The sequence below is a fragment of the Bacteroidetes bacterium GWF2_43_63 genome (genome assembly GCA_001769275.1).
In the GTDB taxonomy this organism is placed as follows: Bacteria; Bacteroidota; Bacteroidia; order Bacteroidales; family DTU049; genus GWF2-43-63.
On the sequence record MEOQ01000032.1, the window covers coordinates 16,413 to 34,507 of the forward strand.

Genomic DNA, 18,095 nt, shown 5'->3' on the forward strand with positions numbered 1-18,095 from the left:
TATGAAGTGTAAAGAATTGTTTAATGCCATCGAAAAATTATTCCCGCTTTCATGGCAGGAAAATTACGATAACAGTGGCTTCCAGATAGGAAACCCGGACGATGAAATCAAGGGAATTTTATACACGCTTGATGTAACTCCTCACACGCTTGATCAAGCTATTGCTAATAGATGCAATGTCATCATTAGTCACCATCCACTAATATTTCAGGGATTGAAACAAATTAATCTGGCTAATTCAACTGGCCAGATCATCGAAAAGTGTATTCGCGAAAATATCACAATTTATTCTGCTCATACAAATTTCGACAAACATCCTTCTGGTGTGAGCGGTGCATTGGCTCAAATAATTGGTTTGGAAAATCCTGAAATTCTTGTTCCTGAAAATGGTTTGTTGAAAAAACTGGTTACGTATTGTCCCGAAGCGCAGGCCGCGTCTGTTCGAAATGCTTTGTTTGAAGCCGGAGCCGGCCATATTGGAAATTATGATTCCTGCAGTTTTAATATGTCTGGATTGGGCTCTTTCAGAGCTGGTGAAAACACAAATCCCTATGTCGGCGAAATTGGTGAAGTTCATTTCGAACCTGAAGTAAGAATTGAAACCGTTTTTCCCGTAAGTAAACAAGCTGCAGTTTTATCGGCTCTATTTGCATTTCATCCGTATGAGGAAGTTGCGTTTGATATATATTCACTCGAAAATCAATACCACGAATGTGGCCTTGGAATAATTGGAAATCTCCCTCAGCCTTTGTCATGTGAAGCACTCGTTGATTTAATAAAATCAAAACTGGGGGTTCAGTTTCTTCGTTGCAGCGCTTTTGTTTCTTCAGAAATCTCGAGGGTAGCCGTTTGCGGTGGTGCGGGAGCTTCGTTTATCAGCAGCGCTAAGTCAGCGGGAGTGCAGGCATACATCACCGCTGATCTGAAATACCACGATTTTCAGGCTGCTTCAGGAAGCATATTTCTGATCGATGCCGGCCATTATGAAACTGAAATTTTTGGTTTAAGTGCATTAAAGTCACTTGTTTCGGAAATTTTACCTAATTTTGTCCCTCACATTATTTCCCCGGACTCGAACTGGGTTAATACAGTATAAATCAAATTTATAATTGATATGGCTGTAAGCAAAACAAAAACCACCGACAAAAAGAAGTCAGCTTCTTCCAAGACAGCTCCCAAAAAAGCTGCTCCCGCTAAGAAAGCTGCTCCTGTAAAAAAAGTTGTTCCTGCCAAAAAGAGTCCTGTGAAAAAAGCTGCGCCTGCTAAAACTGCCCCTAAAAAAGCCGCTCCCGCTAAGGCTGTTTCAAAAAAGGCAGCTCCTGTAAAAAAGGTGGTTAATAAAATTGTCCCTAAGAAAGTGGCGCCAGCTTCCAAAAAAGCCATTAAAAAGGCCGTCCCAGTTAAAAAGGCACCAGTGAAAAAAGCTGTTGCGGCAAAAAAGGCTGCTCCTGCCAAGAAAGCTCCTGCTAAAAAAGCGCCAGTCAAGAAAGCTCCAGTAAAAAAAGCTGTTCAGCAAAAAAAAGCACCACTGGCAAAAAAACCAGCCGCAAAAAAAGCAGTTAGCTCAAAAGCTCCTGCGAAAAAACCTGTTTCAAAACCTCAGAAAAAAACAGTAATTGTAAAAACACCGGTCAAGAAAGCCACTGCCAAAAAAGTGGAACAAGCCGTGAAAAAACCCGCAGTACAAGTTGTCGCTCCTAAACAAAAAACGACAATTCCGATTGCGCCTAAAACCGAGAATCGTAAAATCCAAAATACAACCGAAAAAACGAAAGTGCCTGTGAAAAGTGTTGAGAAGAATGAAAAACTGAAAGAAGTGCCTGCTGCCAAGGAAAACAAAAAAATTGCAGCAGCTGAACCTGAAAGAAAAATTGAACAAACTGTGAAACCTGCATCAAAGAAAACTGAAAGCAAAAAAGAAGCAAATCCGGAACCTACTTATATTCCGTTTCCTGAAGGAAATCTTGAGAAATCAATCAGACTGAAGCTGGAAGCACTATACTCACTTCAGGTTATCGATACTCAGATTGATAAAATCAGAATTATTCGTGGTGAACTTCCACTCGAAGTACAGGATCTGGAAGATGAAATTGCTGGCATGAACACACGCCTTGAAAACTACAATGCGGAAATTGCGGCCATTGATAAATCCAAGGCTGAATATACGCAGGAAATTGCGCGCAGCAAGGAAATGGTGAAGAAATACGAGCAACAGCAAAAGAATGTACGCAATAATCGTGAATTCGAATCTCTTGCAAAAGAAATGGAATTTCAGGATCTGGAAGTTCAGCTGAGAAATAAAAAAATTAAAGAAGCTGAGGTTGCCCGTGAAGCAAAACAAAAAATGATTGACGAGCTGCGCAAGGTTCTTGATGTAAAAGTAGCAAACCTGAAAGATAAAATGGGCGAGCTGTCAGAAATTATTGCTGAAACTGAAAAGGAAGAAGAAGTGCTTTTGAAGAAATCAGACAAAGCAAAAGTTATTATTGAAGAACGCTACATGAATGCATATAGCCGCATTCGTAAAAGTGTCAGGAATGGTCTTGCGGTTGTTAAAATCGAAAGGCACTCCTGTGGCGGTTGTTTCAGTAAAATTCCACCGCAACGTCAGATGGAAATCAGAATGCATAAAAAGGTCCTTGTCTGTGAATATTGCGGCCGCATTATCGTTGATGAGTCTATCTCCGAGGCAGTTGAAAATCAAAATTAAAGAATAAAAAAAAGAGGGATTTTAATCCCTCTTTTTTTTGTACAGTATCTGAAATTATTTTCCACCAAATTTTGATCCAAGCGTAATTACAATACTGCTCCTGTTAAGGTCAGTAAGAACTGGCTCAAGATACATTCCCATGTTCTCAATGATTGAAGCATTGTAGAGATCATAGCTTTCATTTTTCATCGTGTAAACAAAAGCCAGATCGATATAATAGTTTTTTTCGCGGATTCCAAAACCAGCAGTGATGTTGCTTGTTGAATAATCTCTGGTGAACGAGCCGGCATAAGGTGATCCATAATATGAGTAACCTGCTCTGATGGAGAAAGGATTAAGCTTGAGTTCTCCTCCAACTTTAAAGTTGTTGGCAACAGCAAAATTTAATCCGATTGCTTCGTTGGCATCAAAGAAATCATACTCTGCATTTCTTGCACGCAGCTTGGCCTGACTGTAATCTACCATTTCATATTCTGCTGAAATAGCACCTATTTTTCCAATTACAAAGGCAATTCCTGCATTCAGTCTCATCGGGGTTGTCAAGCGATAATCATAAACTCCTTGAGGGGATTTTGACTCGAAAGTGGCGGTGTCAAGGTCTGAACGAATAACCCGGCTGTATGTGTCGTGCATGGCATAAAAAGTTGGGGTGTGAACAGCTCCTGAAATACGAACCCAGTCGGTAATTCTGTAAATCATCCCCAGTTTAAAATTGAATCCGGTACCGTGTGTGTTGAGTTCATCATTAACAGAAAGAGATTTAAAATAGCCAATGGTGTCGGCATCATCCAATTCCTTGTAATAGGAGTCTTCGTTGTAGTTTAAGAACGGGAACCCGAGTGTTGTTCCAATATAGAATCGGTCGTTATAGTTTCCACCTAATGTCATGACCATTTCATTTATTCCACCTGAGGTTGTAACGCTTTTCTGTTGCAAAACTCCACCCTCAAATGCTTTGATATAATCGTAGTCGGTACTGCCAGGATTCAGTAAATAAGTGTTCCAGGCAAGATCCGTGTCGAATGAATTTAATTCGTCGTGCCCGTATCCATTAGCCATGTTTTGGAAGACATCAAGAACAGAACTTGTAGAGTTGTGTCCACGCATCAGATAGCTGTTGTTAAAGTCAGCAAGTCTGTTTATTCCAAAACCGAACTGGATGTTTTTCCATTCCGCCTTTTCCCGGCTGCTTGAAATATCGCCTGAAAACACCATCCCGAAGTTTGGAATTGAAAACGCGGCTTTTGTGTCTTCTGATGTTGTTCCTAAAAAGGTTGAAGATGAGTTTGAGAAAGTGATCTGAGGAGTAAACATAAACTCCGAAGATTTATAGACGCCAATGCCGGCAGGATTGGTGCTGAGTACTGAAAAATCGGCACCCAGGGCTGAAAATGCACCCCCCATGGATGAGAAGCGGGCGGTGCCGCTGTTCATCAGAAAAGAGTATCTGAGGGCGTCGGTTTCATTCTGAGCTATTCCGGTAAAGGTCATAAATAGACCACACGCTATGATGATAATTTTTTTCATAACATCGAGATTTTCAAGTTTGACAAGAAGTTAATTACCGGCGTCCACTGCTGTGACTGCTGCTGCTTCCACCACTGCTTCCACTGCTGCTGCCGCTACTGCGACCTGAAGATGATGAACCGGATGAGTGTGACGATGACGAGCTGGAAGAGCTGCGTGATGAACCGGATGAATAGTTGCTGCTAGGGCGTGAAGTGCTGGAGCTGCTTGAACTACTCGGGCGTGAGTAACTGCTGTTGCTGCTTGAGCTGCTTGGACGTGAGTAACTGCTGTTGCTTCCGGAATTACTTGGTCTTGAGTATGTGTTGTTGCTTCCCGAATTACTCGGTCTTGAATAGGTGTTGTTTGATCCTGAATTCGAAGGTCTCGAGTAATTGCTGTTCGAAGAGTTACCAGAGGTTGATGGCCTCTGATAACTTGAATTATTTGAATTGCTAGGTCTCTGGTAGTTGTTGTTGCTTGGGCTGTTGTACTCGTTACTCGATTGAGGCTTGCTATAGTTTGGAGAAGTGTAGGTCTGAACAGGACGCTGATTCGATGAGCTGTTGGTTGGTTTGCCCTGATTTACATTCGAATTGTTATTGACCGGATTCTGCGTGTTAGTGTTGGGACGAGTAGTGCCAGAGTTCACGTTAGTGTTGTTGTTTGGACGAGTATAACCAGAGTTGGTATTCGTATTGTTTTCCGGGCGAGTAACATTGGTGTTCACTGAGTTGTTTGTATTGTTATTCGGGCGGTTTACGCTGGTGTTAGTAGTGTTGTTTGTGTTGACATTGGTCCCAACACCACCATTATTTAATGTTGAATTCGTGGAGTTTATTTGTGTTCCGGTTTCAATTCTTGAGCTGCTTACATTTCCTGCTGATACGGAATTGGTTCCACGGTCAACAAATTTTGATGAATTTACGGTCAAGCCTTCTTTACTATTATTAGCTGCAGTCAGGTGATTTTCGAAACGTGCTCCAAAGCTGGACACAGGTGCTGTAGTGATGTTGCTTCCTGAATTGCTTCCTGTTTCCGGTCTTGGGTTTGAGCCACCACCGATGCTGCTGCCACGAGGTCCGTAATATGTGTCATTGCTTGAGTAGAAGTCGTAGCTATTGTAGTAGTAGTAATTGTTACCATACATTCCATCGTAATATCCATCCCAATATCCGTCGCTGTATCCATTGTTGTAGCCCCAGCCGTAATTTGATCCGTAGTAAGGATATCCCCAATAGTTGTTATGATGTCCCCAGCCGTAGTAGTGATGGTAAGGATAGTTCCATCCACAACCCCAGTAGCTGTAGTTGTAAGGTCTGTACCACCATGAATAGGTGTAGTAAACTGAGACACCATAATAATAGGGGTCGTAATTATACCAGTACAGGTTTGTGTAGTAAGGGTCGTAGTAGTCGAAACCATTATAACCGCCATAGAATCTGCGGATACGCGATGAGTATTCATAATCGTAATAGTCACCATAGTAATTGTTGGTCACATTGTTGGCGCCGTTCTCATCGGTGTAGGTTTCGGTGGTCGAGTAAGGCTGTCCGTTTTCGTCGTAATAGCCTTTGTCGCCAGAGTAGTCAGCAGGTTGGGTTTCGTCAACGTATGCAGATGTGTTATTGGCGGGATCAGCAGTATTGCCGTAGTTTTCCGGTGTGGCATTGGCTACGGCATCTGTTCTTGAATAATATACATCGTCATATGGGTTTGCTGTATAGTAATTTACTGTGCAGCTGGAGAAAAGCAGGACGAAAGCTCCAAAAACCAAATTATAAACTGTCCTTTTCATTTCTTTGTCCTCCGAATTTTATTTAGTACTTTTGTTTTTCAATAAAAACCAAATATCATACCAAAATGGGTGGAAAGATTACGCCAAGAAGTGAAAATTATTCTCAGTGGTATCTGGATATTGTCCAGAATGCTGGTTTGGCAGAGAATTCCGCGGTCCGCGGGTGCATGGTAATAAAACCATACGGGTTTGCCATCTGGGAGCGTATGCGCGATGAGCTGGATCGAATGTTTAAAGAAACAGGACACTCCAACGCTTACTTCCCAATTTTTATACCAAAATCTTTCTTTTCGAAAGAGGCAAGCCACGTGGAAGGTTTTGCCAAAGAATGTGCCGTTGTTACCCATTACAGATTGAAAAACGCCCCTGATGGCTCGGGTGTTGTTGTTGATGAAGATGCAAAACTTGAAGAAGAACTCATCGTTCGTCCTACGTCTGAGACAATTATTTGGGATACTTATAGAACATGGATTCAATCATATAGAGATCTGCCATTGCTGATTAATCAATGGGCGAATGTTGTGCGCTGGGAAATGAGAACCAGACTGTTTTTGCGTACTACCGAATTTCTCTGGCAGGAGGGTCACACGGCCCATGCTACAGAAAAAGAAGCCATTGAGGAAGCTGAACGCATGCTTGGCGTTTATGCTACATTTGCCGAAGACTGGATGGCCATGCCAGTGTTGCAAGGGGTAAAATCAGTGAATGAGCGATTTGCAGGAGCTATTGAAACCTATTGCATAGAAGCAATGATGCAAGATGGAAAAGCTTTGCAGGCCGGGACCTCACATTTTCTCGGGCAGAATTTTGCCAAGGCTTTTGACGTAAAATTTTTGAGTAAAGAAAATCAGCTCGAATATGTGTGGGCCACTTCATGGGGCGTTTCGACTCGACTGATGGGCGCTTTGATTATGACCCACAGCGATGATAAAGGACTTGTACTGCCACCGACCTTAGCTCCTATTCAGGTGGTTATTGTGCCTATATTTAAAAATGAAGAAATGAAGCCAAAAATTCTGGAATATGTTGCCGGAATTGAAGCTGAACTCAAAGAGAAGAAAATTTCGGTGAAGGTAGATGACAGTGAGAATTATTCACCGGGGTATAAATTTGCTGAATATGAGATGAAAGGTATTCCAATCCGCATTGCAGTTGGTGCAAGGGATCTGGAGAATGGAACAGTTGAGCTTGCCCGCAGAGATACACTGACTAAAGAATCAGCAGGGCGGCTGGGGATATCTGATCTTGTTTTTGCATTGTTGGTTGATATTCAGAGCAATCTTTATCAGAAAGCGCTGGAGATGAGAAAGCAAAACACCTGCACCGTTGACACCTGGGAAGAATTTGTTGATGTGATTGAAAACAAAGGTGGATTTGTGTATGCTCATTGGGACGGTACTGCAGAAACTGAAGAAAAAATAAAGGATCTCACCAAAGCCACCATTCGATTGATACCTTTAGAAGAAGGAGAACCCGGAAAGTGTGTGCTTACCGGCAAACCCTCATCGAAGCGAGTGGTTTTCGCCAAAGCCTATTAATATGCAGCGCAAACTTGATGAATTCAGGCGTTTGCTTGAAATTATGGACAGACTCAGGGTAGAATGTCCGTGGGATCGCAAGCAGACCAATGAAACCCTGCGATATCTGACCATTGAAGAAATGTATGAGCTTGGTGATGCCGTGTTGGAGAAGAACGACCAGGAGATAATGAAAGAGCTTGGAGACATTATGCTCCACATTGTTTTTTATGCGAAAATCGGGTCGGAAAAAGGCGCCTTTGATATGGGTGACGTTTTGCATAATATCAACGAAAAGCTGATCAGACGCCATCCGCATGTGTTTGGTGAAACGGTGGTTGCCGACGATGAGGAGGTAAAGGCCAACTGGGAAAAAATCAAAATGGGCGAAGGACGGAAAAGCGTTCTGGAAGGGGTTCCCAAAGGATTGCCGGCTGTGGTAAAAGCATTCAGAATGCAGGAAAAGGTAAAAGGCGTGGGCTTTGAATGGGAGAGAACGGAACAAGTGTGGGACAAAGTGAAGGAAGAATTGCAGGAGTTGAATGAGGAAGTCATTGCCATGGCCCCAATTGAAAAAGTGGAAGATGAATTTGGCGATGTCCTTTTTGCACTGGTGAATTACGCACGCTTTATTGGCGTAAATCCTGAGAATGCGCTGGAAAGAACCAATAAAAAATTTATTCAGCGATTCACTTACATTGAAGAACAGGCACTGAAACTTGGAAAATCGATGCATGACATGACACTTGGAGAGATGGACGCCATCTGGAATGAGGCTAAGAAAAGAGAGAAATAGAAAATTTCACATTATTTTCTGATTATAATTATTGAGTTTACAGGATGCATTCTGCATAATCGCTATTTTTGTATTTCAAAAATGTATGATTATGGGGAAATTTATTTACGTTGGGGTATTATTGCTTTCTATTACCTTTTCAGTACAGGCACAATCAGGAGAAGAAATTGATGCGCGCGTTTTAAGCAGTCAGCTGGCGGATTATAATCTGGTGAAGCCGTATTTTGCGGAAGCATACAATTTGTACCCTTCAGTGCCTAAAGGAATTATTGAAGCTGTCGCTTTCACAAATACTCGTTTTTACAATGTGCCTTTGACCGAGGAGACCTCCAGTGAAGGATTGCCCAGCTATTTGGGCGTGATGGGGTTTATATTTGACGGGAAGGAATATTTTAACGAGAACGGAAAGCTGATTTCAAATTTGAGTGGAGCGAATGAAACATCGCTTCAGGAGCCGTCTGCACGTGCGCAGATAATTGCATGGGCCGGCGCTTTTGACGTGTTGTCGCGGCAAATGAATATTTCAGGGAAAAAGTTGGAGAATTATATTCCAGTATTGATTGCACTGAGCGAAATTCCCTGGCAGGAAGGTGATCCGACCAATGCATTTGCGATGAATTCGCATCTGTATTCGGTTTTGAGTTTTATGAAAGATGAATATTGGGCAGATGTATGTGGGTTCAGCGTTTATTCTTTTGAAATGAATAAAGTGTTTGCACCCAATACACTGAAAATATTGCAATCGGAAAAGGTTGTGATTTCAGCAAATGGGGTAAGTGATAATAAAGGACATGTTATGGAAGGCCTGGGCCTGAAGAGCACGCTTTCGGCTGATTATGCGCCAGCTCTCACTGATCTGACAACCTGTAATTACAGTTCAAGAAGCGGAGTTGCAGTTTCCGCCTATGTGCTGCATACAGTTCAGGGTTCGTATGCGGGCTGTATCAGCTGGTTTAAAAACTGTTCAGCTTCGGCCAGTACACATTATGTTATGCGCAGTAGCGACGGTCAGGTGACCCAAATGGTACTCGAAGTGAATAAAGCATGGCATGTGCGTGATGAAAATCCATACACGATAGGGACTGAAATGGAAGGCTATGTGAGCAGTGCATCGTGGTACACCGAAGCGGTTTACACCAGTCATTCCAATCTGGTGCGCGATGTCTGCAACAGCGGATATGGAATTAACCCGTTGCGCACTATGTATCGTGACACCCTGGATGATGGAACAGCGCTTGATTATGGCGTTCATGTTTTGGCTGGATCGAGCTACTGTACAAAGATAGCCGGACATCAGCATTATCCGAACAACGATCATACAGATCCGGGCAATCACTGGTGCTGGGATTATTTTTTCAGAAAGCTGAATAATACAACACCCGTTACCACTTTAACGACTGCTACAGGTAGTTTCTTTGACACTGGTGGATCGGCTGCAGCTTATAGCAATGATGAACGTAAGATATGGACAATTGCGCCAGCCAATGCCTCATCTGTCACATTATCGTTTTCATCTTTTGATGTCGAAGACAATTATGATTTTCTGTATATATATAACGGACCTACGGTTTTCAGTCCACGGATCGGCCGGTACAATACAACTGCGCCCATCACTGTTACTGCCAGCAGCGGTGTTATGACCATTGAGTTCCGCAGCGACTGTGCGACGACAGCTGCAGGATGGGCAGCCACCTGGACAAGTGCTACTGCTGATGCCACAGCTCCCACAACTTCAATTGCAACAACCGGAACCTGGAAAACCAATGATTTCACGGCTAATGTCACAGATGCTGATAATGCCGGGGGAAGCGGTATTCAGAAAGGGTATTATCAGGTTCTCGAAAATCAGGGAACAGAATGGAGAGCCAATGCCTCGCGCGGTTATTTTGCCGACAACTTTGATGCGTTGCACAGCGATTGGACACAGATACTTGGTACATGGAGTGTGGCTTCCGGATCGCTTTGGCAAAGTGATACTACGCAGAACAACACCAATATTTATGCAGCGCTGAATCAGGAATTGTCGAACAGAACGCTTTATCAATTTAATGCTATGGTGCCGGGCGTTTCTAAAGTAAATAAGCGCTTAGGTTTTCATTTCTTCTGCGACAGCGCAGCGCTCGATCAGCGCGGAAACGGATACTTTGTATTTTTCAGACTGGAAACCAATCAACTCGAATTTTATGAAGTGACGAATAATGTTTTCACACAGCAATTAGTCGTTACCAATGTAGTTACGAATCTGAATCAGTGGTATGATTATAAAATCATCTACGACCGCATTGCAGGCCAGATTTGGGTGTATCGCGATGATGCAATGATTGGAACATGGACAGATACAACTCCCTACAGCACGGGAGGAAAATACATTTCGTTCCGCACAGGAAACGCTCAGCTGAAAGTGACCGAATTGAAAGTATATCGCAGCAGAGCCGCCTCAGTGAATGTTTTGGTGGGCGCACAGGCGTCGGATGATATTCGTTACGAGAATCCTTCACCTTCTATTTATGGTGCAAAAATCAAGTCCATTTGTCAGGATGTGGCCAACAATCTTTCGGTGATTGAATACCATGATTTGAATGTTGATTTCACACCGCCAACTACAATTGCATCTGTGAACGATGGCAGCAGCGCGGATCAAGATATTTCATACAGTTCTTCATCGTTAGAGGCCAACTGGACGGCTTCTGCCGATCCGAATTCGGACATTTCGCATTATATGATTGCGGTCGGAAGCACCGCAGGAGGCGCCGATGTACTTGCCTGGACCAACAACGGAACAGCGCTGACAGCAACTCTGAACGGATTGACATTGTCGCAGGGAACAACGTATTACATTTCTGTAAAAGCAGTGAATAATGCAGGTCTTGAAGGCGCAGTAACCACGAGCGATGGAATTACCATAGCCACTTCGACGCTGGCCGGATTTTTTATGAGTTCGACCGAAGTCTGTCAGGGCGACAGCATTCAATATACAAATACCAGTGTTGGCGCAATAACTTATTTGTGGGAATTCACAGGCGGAGTGCCGGCTACATCGACATTGGCCAATCCAGTGATATATTATCCAAGCAGTGGTGTTTACGGAATCACGCTCCACGCCTATGGTGTAACGGATACTGCATCCATCGGATCGCCGGCAGCAATAACGGTAAGACCCGTTGCAACTGCTGGTTTCACGGTCAATGATACGATTTTTCTCATTCCAGACGCCATGGCTTTGTTTACGAACACCAGTAACAGTGCGGTTTCCTACGCATGGGATTTTGGTGACGGCAATTTCAGTGCTGATGTTAATCCGTGGCATTTGTACGGAGACACCGGAGTATATACTGTTCAGCTTGTCGCAATGTCTGAATTCTGTGGTAACGATACACTGAACGAGGTGTCGTATATCACTGTTCTTTTTCCTGATGGAATCAACGAGGCAGACATGAATCAGTTAACCTTGTATCCAAATCCGGCCGGAGATTTTGTTGAAATCACGCGAGATGCAGAGAGCCGCGAAAAAGCTCAGGTATTCATGTACAACCTGGACGGGCAACTTGTGTATTCAGGAATTTTTGCTGAAGGTCAGGCGAAACTGAAGGTTACAACGACCGGTTTTTCAAGCGGAATGTATCAGGTTGTTGTGTGCGGGGAAGAGACTTTGCGAGTGCCGCTGATGGTGAAATAATTGTTGATTTGGCTATTCGAATGTGAAGCACAGCCACACCATTTTGGAGCGGAGTGATTCGATATTATTTGTATATATGGTGTTTTCACGTTTAAGCATGTCTGGAATTCCGAAAGAAGAACGGAGTTCAACACCGAATTTAAAATACTCTAGGTACCATTCCACGCCTACGCCAAGGTCAACTGAATAGTCATGCGGAAGCAGTTTGAGATTGGCTTCGTCTTCCTGTTTCTTTTTGGATTGTGAGGCCAGGTCGAGGCTGTATTTGCCGCCGAAAAGTACATACGCGCGGAAGTTGGTGATGCGGTTTGTTTTGTATTTAAACAGCAGCGGAAAATCGAGGAATGTTGATTCGGCGGTTTTTGTAACCTTGGTGGTGCTGCCGGTTGAGGGATGAAACACATCGTAATGAACTTTGCGATCACCGAACGAAAGTCCAGGAACAAAGCGGAGGTTCATATTACTGCCAAGACGAAGATCGGACACGATGGCAATCTGAAATCCTCCCTGAGCTTGTGTTGTGATATTAAGTACAGAATCGATTGGGCCATTGGATTCGGGGCGGCGCAGCGTGAAGTCCATATTGTTGAATCCGAGTGTGAAACCAAAATGGACAATTCTCAAATCAAAGCGCGGCAGGTTCTCGATTCCTTGCTCCTGAGCGGATGTTGAGCCGGAAAGAAAAACGAAAACGGTGACAGCAGCAATGATCAGGCGATGGCGCATACTAAAAATCAGACAGTTTGTTGCTTAATAACTGCAAAAGTAAGAATATATTATAAATCGGTTTTTTACACTAAGTCGTCAGTATTATGCCGCTAAAAACTTTCGGGAGCCTATTCAATAATAATAACGCCAATAGACCGAGGTCATTCAAACTGTATTAGCACATGGTTTTCAGCAATAGAACTGTGACCGAGAACATACAAAGATTTCTTGTCACTCAAAATCTTTGCTGTTGATAAGAAAGGCTGCCCTTTTGCACAAATACTTTGATCTAAAATGTATTTTTGCAGGTCTCCTGATTTGGATATTTGTGCAATGCAAACAATGTTGTCCGGGCTAGATTTTGTTTTCCATTTTTCTACTGATGTAGAATACTCCGAGATGGATAAATTATTAATATTATCATTGTAGATTATAAATAAGCTCTCATTCACATATAACGGGAGAAATGATCCAGCAGCCATCCAATATCCTGTTACTCCATTTTCAGTTTTTTGATCCTTTCGAATGTTTTTTATCCATTCAAAATCAAAGGATTTATCAAAGCTAAAAGTGGAAATGTCTAAAAATTGCGCTTCTTCATTATAAATTACTGAGAACTCGGCAATAACATAAACACCACCGTCATCACGTGTGATGATTTTTTTAGTATTTATGAAAAGAAGACCATTTCCTATTTGTTTATTGTAATTATGCGAACTTATATATGACTGGTCAAATTCAACCTGATCAGATTTTGTGATTTCATTTTTGAATAAATCAATTTCAAGACAGTAAACACCATTTCTGAAGATAACTTCACTCAATCCCTGCTTGACAATGGTGCCATTGTAGTACAACCCTCCAACGTGAACTATTCCATTTGCTGGGAAATCCATTTTGTAATCATAAATTTTGCCTTCCGGAAGGGCAAACTGTAAAGGGCCTACAATATTGCCGTTTGCCAGGTAAGAAGTTAAGTAATAATTGCTTTCACTTATTCCTGCAGGGGAGAGTGAATGATATCTTTCCTGATTAATTGATTGTAAATTGCCAAAGTTATCAGTATAAAATGTCCATTGATAATATTCATAGTGCTCTTTATTGATATTCTTTTTCCATTGCAATTCCATTTCAGAGCTATACATCCAGCAATCAATGAGGATAGAGTCTTTACTAGTCAATTTATCAATAAATAGAAGTGCATGATTATTGTTGTCCGGGCTTGAAATTATTTTGAACCCTTGAAAACCATCATTGTCGTCTGAATCAGCAAAATCAAAATACTCTTCCTTACAAGGAAAACTATTTATTACCTCAGTTTTGGCAGAAACCTCAAGATTGTCAAGCGAAATAGCCGTTTTGCAAACACTTAATTCCTTGTCTTTCATAAACCCTGAAAAAATATAAAGCTGTTCTTTCCCGGCAAAAGCGTTAAGAAAAAATGTTTCTATTTTTTCAAATTTAAAAGAGAATTCTTTTTCTATCTCAACACCAGAGTTTCCGATTTTCTGTAAAATAAGTTTATTGGACTTCTCTACAACTAACACATGTTTTTCGTCATTTGTTCTTACCAGAAATGACTTGAGTGCGTAATTCATTTTAGTTAGTTCCGAGATCGTTTTCATTTCTGCAAAATCGCACTTGTTCTGTGCGAACGACATGAATGTGGCGCATAATGATGCAGTAAGAAGGAAAATCGCTTTCATAAAAAATTATTTGCAGCAAATATATGAAAATATATAAAAGACGAAGCCCTTGTCTAATAAGAAAAGGGCTTCGGAAATAAAATGAAGGAGTTCTTTATTTAATCCTTTTGCTGTCCCAGATGAAATAAACAATCAAAGCAGCAAAGGCAATCAATGCTGAAACTTCCGGCCACGGGCAACCCGGGATCCATTCCCAGCTTCCTTTGATTTGCATCTGGTTTACATGAAGAAAATTAAGGTTCACCTCGAAGAACAGCAGCAACGCGCCAACCACGCCAAATAGGGCCGCGCCCGCAATGAAACCGCTTGAAATGAGCGTTCCGCGTTGCTCGCGTGCTTTATTGACTTCGGGATCTTTGTGTCCGGTTGACATGAATTTGTGCAACAGACCGCCAACAATGAGCGGAGTATTCAGGTGCAGCGGTATAAACATGCCGAGGGCAAATGCCAGCGATGGCAAACCGAGCCAGTTGATAAGAAGTGAAATAATGGCCCCAAGTGCAAACAGCATCCATGGTACTGATGCGCCCGGTTGCATAAGCGGTTCGATGATGGACGCCATGGCATTGGCCTGTGGAGCAGCCATTGGGTCATCGTGAATGCCGGGGACCTTTACAAATCCATAGGCGCCGTTGAGTACGTAAATTACAACACCAACCGTTGCTGCAGAAACCAATGTTCCGAGAAATTTGAACGACTCCTGTTTGGCAGGTGTTGATCCCAGCCAATATCCAACTTTGAGGTCAGTGATAAAGCCGCCGGCCATGGATAGAGCGGTGCAAACTATTCCGCCAATGATCAGCGATGCGACCATGCCCGATGCGCCCTCAAGGCCGACTCCGACAAGAATGACCGAAGACAGAATCAGCGTCATGAGCGTCATTCCGGAGACGGGGTTTGATCCGACAATGGCGATGGCATTGGCTGCCACGGTGGTAAAGAGAAATGAAACGATTACCAATGTAACAAGAGCAACCAGTGCCTGAACCAGGGTGAGTTGAATTCCGGCATACAGAAAAATGAAAACAGCGATAACCGTAAAAAGAATCAGCAATAATACGAAAGTCATTTTGATGTCTTTCTGTGTGCGTTCGGGTTGTTCGACATTCTTTTTGCCGGAGAGTCCTGAGAAAGCAAGTCCGAAAGATTTTTTAATCACACCAGAAGATTTGATGATGCCTATAACACCAGCCATAGCAATGGCGCCGATACCGATGTTGCGGACATATCCCGAGAAAATGGCTTCGGGCGACATAGATGCGAAAATATTTATGCCACCACCAGCGGCAGCCATCATGTTCCCGATTTCGTTGAAAAGCGGCACAAACACAAGCCATGAAAGCATGGACCCGACTGCAATTATGAGCGCATATTTAAGTCCGATCAGATATCCGAAGCTGAACACGAGCGCACTGGTGCTCATTTTAAAAACCATTTTTGTGTTCTCAGCCAGTTCTGCACCCCATGGAATGACGCGGGTTGTAACCGTGTCGGACCAAAGTCTGAACTGAGCAGCGAGAAAATCGTAAACTCCACCTATGAGACCGCTGGCGATCAGCAATCCGGCCTGCTTGCCGCCTTTTTCTCCAGAGATCAGAATTTCGGTAGTTGCCTTGGCTTCGGGGAAAGGAAGTTTCCCGTGTTGTTCCTTGACGAAATATTTCCGGAATGGAATCAGAAAAAGAATACCCAGAATACCTCCGAGAAGGGCTGCCAGAAATATCTGCAGAAAATTAATTTCAATGTCCGGGTATTTGTATTGGAGAATATAAAGCGCAGGGATTGTGAAAATAGCACCAGCAACAATAACTCCGGAGCTAGCTCCTATGGACTGAATAATTACATTTTGGCCCAGTGCGTTTTTTCGTTTTGTCAATGCGGAGGCCCCGATAGCAATGATGGATATTGGAATGGCGGCTTCGAATACCTGACCGATTTTGAGGCCGGCATATGCTGCAGCTGCTGAAAAAATTACGGCCATGAGAAGCCCCATCAGGACTGACCACGTGGTTGTTTCGGGAAATGTTTTCGAGGCCGGCATAACCGGTTCATACGTTTCACCATCTTTGAGTTCGCGGTACGCGTTTTCGGGTAGTTCAAACGGTTTATCGTTCTGCAGGTCTTCCATAATAACAAGATTTAACAGATTGGGAGTGCAAGATAATTAAAGTTTGAAAACCGGACGAAAATTTGTTAAAAAAACTGTCGGGATACAGCCCGATTTCCTTAGAATAGCGGCCGAGGTATGATAATACACTGTAGCGGATTATATTGCGATTCCTGTCGGGACCGCCCCAATGCTTGGTGGTTTTAAAAAAAAGAGATGTAAATTGAAGTTGAATAGAATTTGGGGCAAGGTCAATTAAAGAAAATAGCATACTTTAGCAATGTCTGAAAATAAAGACAAGGAATGATATACGATTTAGCAGACAACGAAGTGTGAATTCTGAACAAATGGACATTGCAATCATTGGAGGCGGAGCTGCAGGATTTTTTGCAGCTATATGTGTTAAGGAGAATTATCCCGGGGCAAACGTAATTGTTTTCGAAAAATCGAAAAAGTTACTCTCTAAAGTGCGTATTTCCGGCGGCGGGAGATGTAACGTTACAAATGCCTGCGAAGGTGTGGGGGCCTTATGTAATGCGTATCCACGTGGCGGAAAACAATTGAGAAAGGTGTTTCATGTTTTCGATAATCACGATGCAATGCGCTGGTTTGAGTCGAGAGGGGTTGCTTTGGTGACACAGCCCGATGGATGTGTGTTTCCGGCATCGCAGGATTCGCAAAGCATTATTGATTGCTTTTTACGAGAGTGTCATCGGCTGGGCATTAAGATACAGACGGAAATATCATTTACCGCTTTGTATTCTAAAAGTCAGAGGCTTGAAGTGGTGGTCAACAAGGGAGAAGTGCAATATTTTAATAAAGTAATAATTTGCACAGGTGGAACAAAAAGCAATGAAATATTGAATTGTTTGGACGCATTGGGGCAGCCACGGGAGCAACCTGTGCCATCATTGTTCTCATTCAGTATTCCTGAAAACCATGTTACGAAGTTGATGGGAGTAGTATTGGATAATGTTATAACAAATATACAAGGCACAAAGCTATCGGCAAATGGGCCCCTGCTCATTACTCACTGGGGGATGAGCGGTCCGGCGGTGTTGAAGCTATCCTCATATGGCGCGCGATTCATTCATGAAAATAAATATACTTTTAATCTAAAGGTAAATTGGGTAAACGAGAAGAATGATTCTGTTGTTGGCGAATATCTGAATGATGTGATAAAAACGCATTCAAAGAAACAGATTGATAATTTTGCACCATACACATTGTCAACACGGCTATGGTTGTTTTTATTGGTGAAATGCGATATTCAGGAGACAAGGAAATGGGGTGAAATCAGCAAGAAAGAACTTAACCGGTTGGTCAATATACTTACCAATGACGTGTATGAGGTGAAAGGGCGTGCCGCTTTCCGAGATGAATTTGTGACATGTGGAGGTGTTGGCTTGCAGGGTGTAGATATGAGTACAATGCAAAGCAAGGTGGTGCCTGGCTTATATTTTGCGGGAGAGGTTTTGGATATCGATGGAATTACCGGTGGATATAACTTTCAGGCAGCCTGGAGCACGGCTTATGTGGCGGCAAAACTAGAGTAGGTGTTTTTGAGGAGT

At 42.8% G+C, this 18,095-nt stretch carries 12 protein-coding genes; 6 read left to right on the plus strand and 6 right to left on the minus strand.

Annotated elements, in window-relative coordinates; all coding sequences use genetic code 11:
• Nucleotide 1: 1 nt before the first annotated feature.
• Nucleotides 2-1,096 (plus strand): Nif3-like dinuclear metal center hexameric protein, encoded by a 1,095-nt coding sequence (locus A2W93_00775; protein ID OFY54132.1) that lies wholly within the window; start codon nucleotides 2-4, stop codon nucleotides 1,094-1,096.
• Between the two features lie 846 nt (nucleotides 1,097-1,942).
• Nucleotides 1,943-2,710 (plus strand): hypothetical protein, encoded by a 768-nt coding sequence (locus tag A2W93_00780; GenBank protein ID OFY54175.1) that lies wholly within the window; start codon nucleotides 1,943-1,945, stop codon nucleotides 2,708-2,710.
• A gap of 54 nt (nucleotides 2,711-2,764) precedes the next feature.
• On the opposite strand, the gene A2W93_00785 is transcribed toward A2W93_00780, so the two are convergent.
• Together A2W93_00785 and A2W93_00790 are read right to left on the minus strand one after the other, a co-directional pair.
• A complete protein-coding gene (locus tag A2W93_00785; GenBank protein ID OFY54133.1) occupies nucleotides 2,765-4,201 on the minus strand; it encodes a hypothetical protein in 1,437 nt (478 codons plus the stop codon).
• Between the two features lie 70 nt (nucleotides 4,202-4,271).
• Nucleotides 4,272-6,014 carry a hypothetical protein gene (locus tag A2W93_00790; GenBank protein OFY54134.1) on the minus strand — a complete coding sequence of 581 codons (1,743 nt, stop codon included), beginning with the start codon at nucleotides 6,012-6,014 and terminating at the stop codon, nucleotides 4,272-4,274.
• A gap of 65 nt (nucleotides 6,015-6,079) precedes the next feature.
• Here A2W93_00790 and A2W93_00795 point away from each other — a divergent pair, with 65 nt between their 5' ends.
• The 3 genes from A2W93_00795 to A2W93_00805 all read left to right on the plus strand — a co-directional run bounded on the left by A2W93_00795 (nucleotide 6,080) and on the right by A2W93_00805 (nucleotide 12,003).
• Entirely contained in the window at nucleotides 6,080-7,552 is a 1,473-nt protein-coding gene (locus A2W93_00795) for a proline--tRNA ligase (protein OFY54135.1), read from the plus strand.
• Entirely contained in the window at nucleotides 7,548-8,327 is a 780-nt protein-coding gene (locus A2W93_00800) for a nucleoside triphosphate pyrophosphohydrolase (protein ID OFY54176.1), read from the plus strand. The genes A2W93_00795 and A2W93_00800 overlap by 5 nt, the downstream gene beginning before the upstream one ends.
• A 91-nt stretch (nucleotides 8,328-8,418) precedes the next feature.
• Nucleotides 8,419-12,003 (plus strand): hypothetical protein, encoded by a 3,585-nt coding sequence (locus tag A2W93_00805; protein ID OFY54136.1) that lies wholly within the window; start codon nucleotides 8,419-8,421, stop codon nucleotides 12,001-12,003.
• A 12-nt stretch (nucleotides 12,004-12,015) separates the two neighbouring features.
• Here A2W93_00805 and A2W93_00810 read toward each other — a convergent pair whose 3' ends face one another.
• The 4 genes from A2W93_00810 to A2W93_00825 form a co-directional block, all read right to left on the minus strand.
• Entirely contained in the window at nucleotides 12,016-12,729 is a 714-nt protein-coding gene (locus A2W93_00810; protein OFY54137.1) for a hypothetical protein, read from the minus strand.
• A gap of 143 nt (nucleotides 12,730-12,872) precedes the next feature.
• Nucleotides 12,873-14,417 (minus strand): hypothetical protein, encoded by a 1,545-nt coding sequence (locus A2W93_00815; GenBank protein OFY54138.1) that lies wholly within the window; start codon nucleotides 14,415-14,417, stop codon nucleotides 12,873-12,875.
• A gap of 94 nt (nucleotides 14,418-14,511) precedes the next feature.
• Nucleotides 14,512-16,545: an oligopeptide transporter, OPT family gene (locus tag A2W93_00820; GenBank protein OFY54139.1), complete on the minus strand. Its 2,034-nt coding sequence runs from the start codon at nucleotides 16,543-16,545 to the stop codon at nucleotides 14,512-14,514.
• Complete coding sequence (locus A2W93_00825; GenBank protein OFY54140.1) at nucleotides 16,523-16,795, minus strand: hypothetical protein; 273 nt, start codon at nucleotides 16,793-16,795, stop codon at nucleotides 16,523-16,525. The genes A2W93_00820 and A2W93_00825 overlap by 23 nt, the downstream gene beginning before the upstream one ends.
• A gap of 76 nt (nucleotides 16,796-16,871) precedes the next feature.
• On the opposite strand from A2W93_00825, the gene A2W93_00830 reads away from it, so the two are divergent.
• Entirely contained in the window at nucleotides 16,872-18,080 is a 1,209-nt protein-coding gene (locus A2W93_00830; GenBank protein ID OFY54141.1) for a flavoprotein, read from the plus strand.
• The last annotated feature ends 15 nt before the right edge of the window (nucleotides 18,081-18,095 follow it).

Excerpts from the sequence above, each read along its gene's own strand:
- A2W93_00775 (OFY54132.1), top strand. The coding sequence starts at position 2 with ATGAAGTGTAAAGAATTGTTTAATGCCATCGAAAAATTATTCCCGCTT.
- A2W93_00785 (OFY54133.1), bottom strand. The coding sequence starts at position 4,201 with ATGACCTTTACCGGAATAGCTCAGAATGAAACCGACGCCCTCAGATAC.
- A2W93_00790 (OFY54134.1), bottom strand. The coding sequence starts at position 6,014 with ATGAAAAGGACAGTTTATAATTTGGTTTTTGGAGCTTTCGTCCTGCTT.
- A2W93_00795 (OFY54135.1), top strand. The coding sequence starts at position 6,080 with ATGGGTGGAAAGATTACGCCAAGAAGTGAAAATTATTCTCAGTGGTAT.
- A2W93_00805 (OFY54136.1), top strand. The coding sequence starts at position 8,419 with ATGGGGAAATTTATTTACGTTGGGGTATTATTGCTTTCTATTACCTTT.
- A2W93_00810 (OFY54137.1), bottom strand. The coding sequence starts at position 12,729 with ATGCGCCATCGCCTGATCATTGCTGCTGTCACCGTTTTCGTTTTTCTT.
- A2W93_00815 (OFY54138.1), bottom strand. The coding sequence starts at position 14,417 with ATGAAAGCGATTTTCCTTCTTACTGCATCATTATGCGCCACATTCATG.
- A2W93_00820 (OFY54139.1), bottom strand. The coding sequence starts at position 16,545 with ATGGAAGACCTGCAGAACGATAAACCGTTTGAACTACCCGAAAACGCG.
- A2W93_00825 (OFY54140.1), bottom strand. The coding sequence starts at position 16,795 with ATGCTATTTTCTTTAATTGACCTTGCCCCAAATTCTATTCAACTTCAA.
- A2W93_00830 (OFY54141.1), top strand. The coding sequence starts at position 16,872 with ATGGACATTGCAATCATTGGAGGCGGAGCTGCAGGATTTTTTGCAGCT.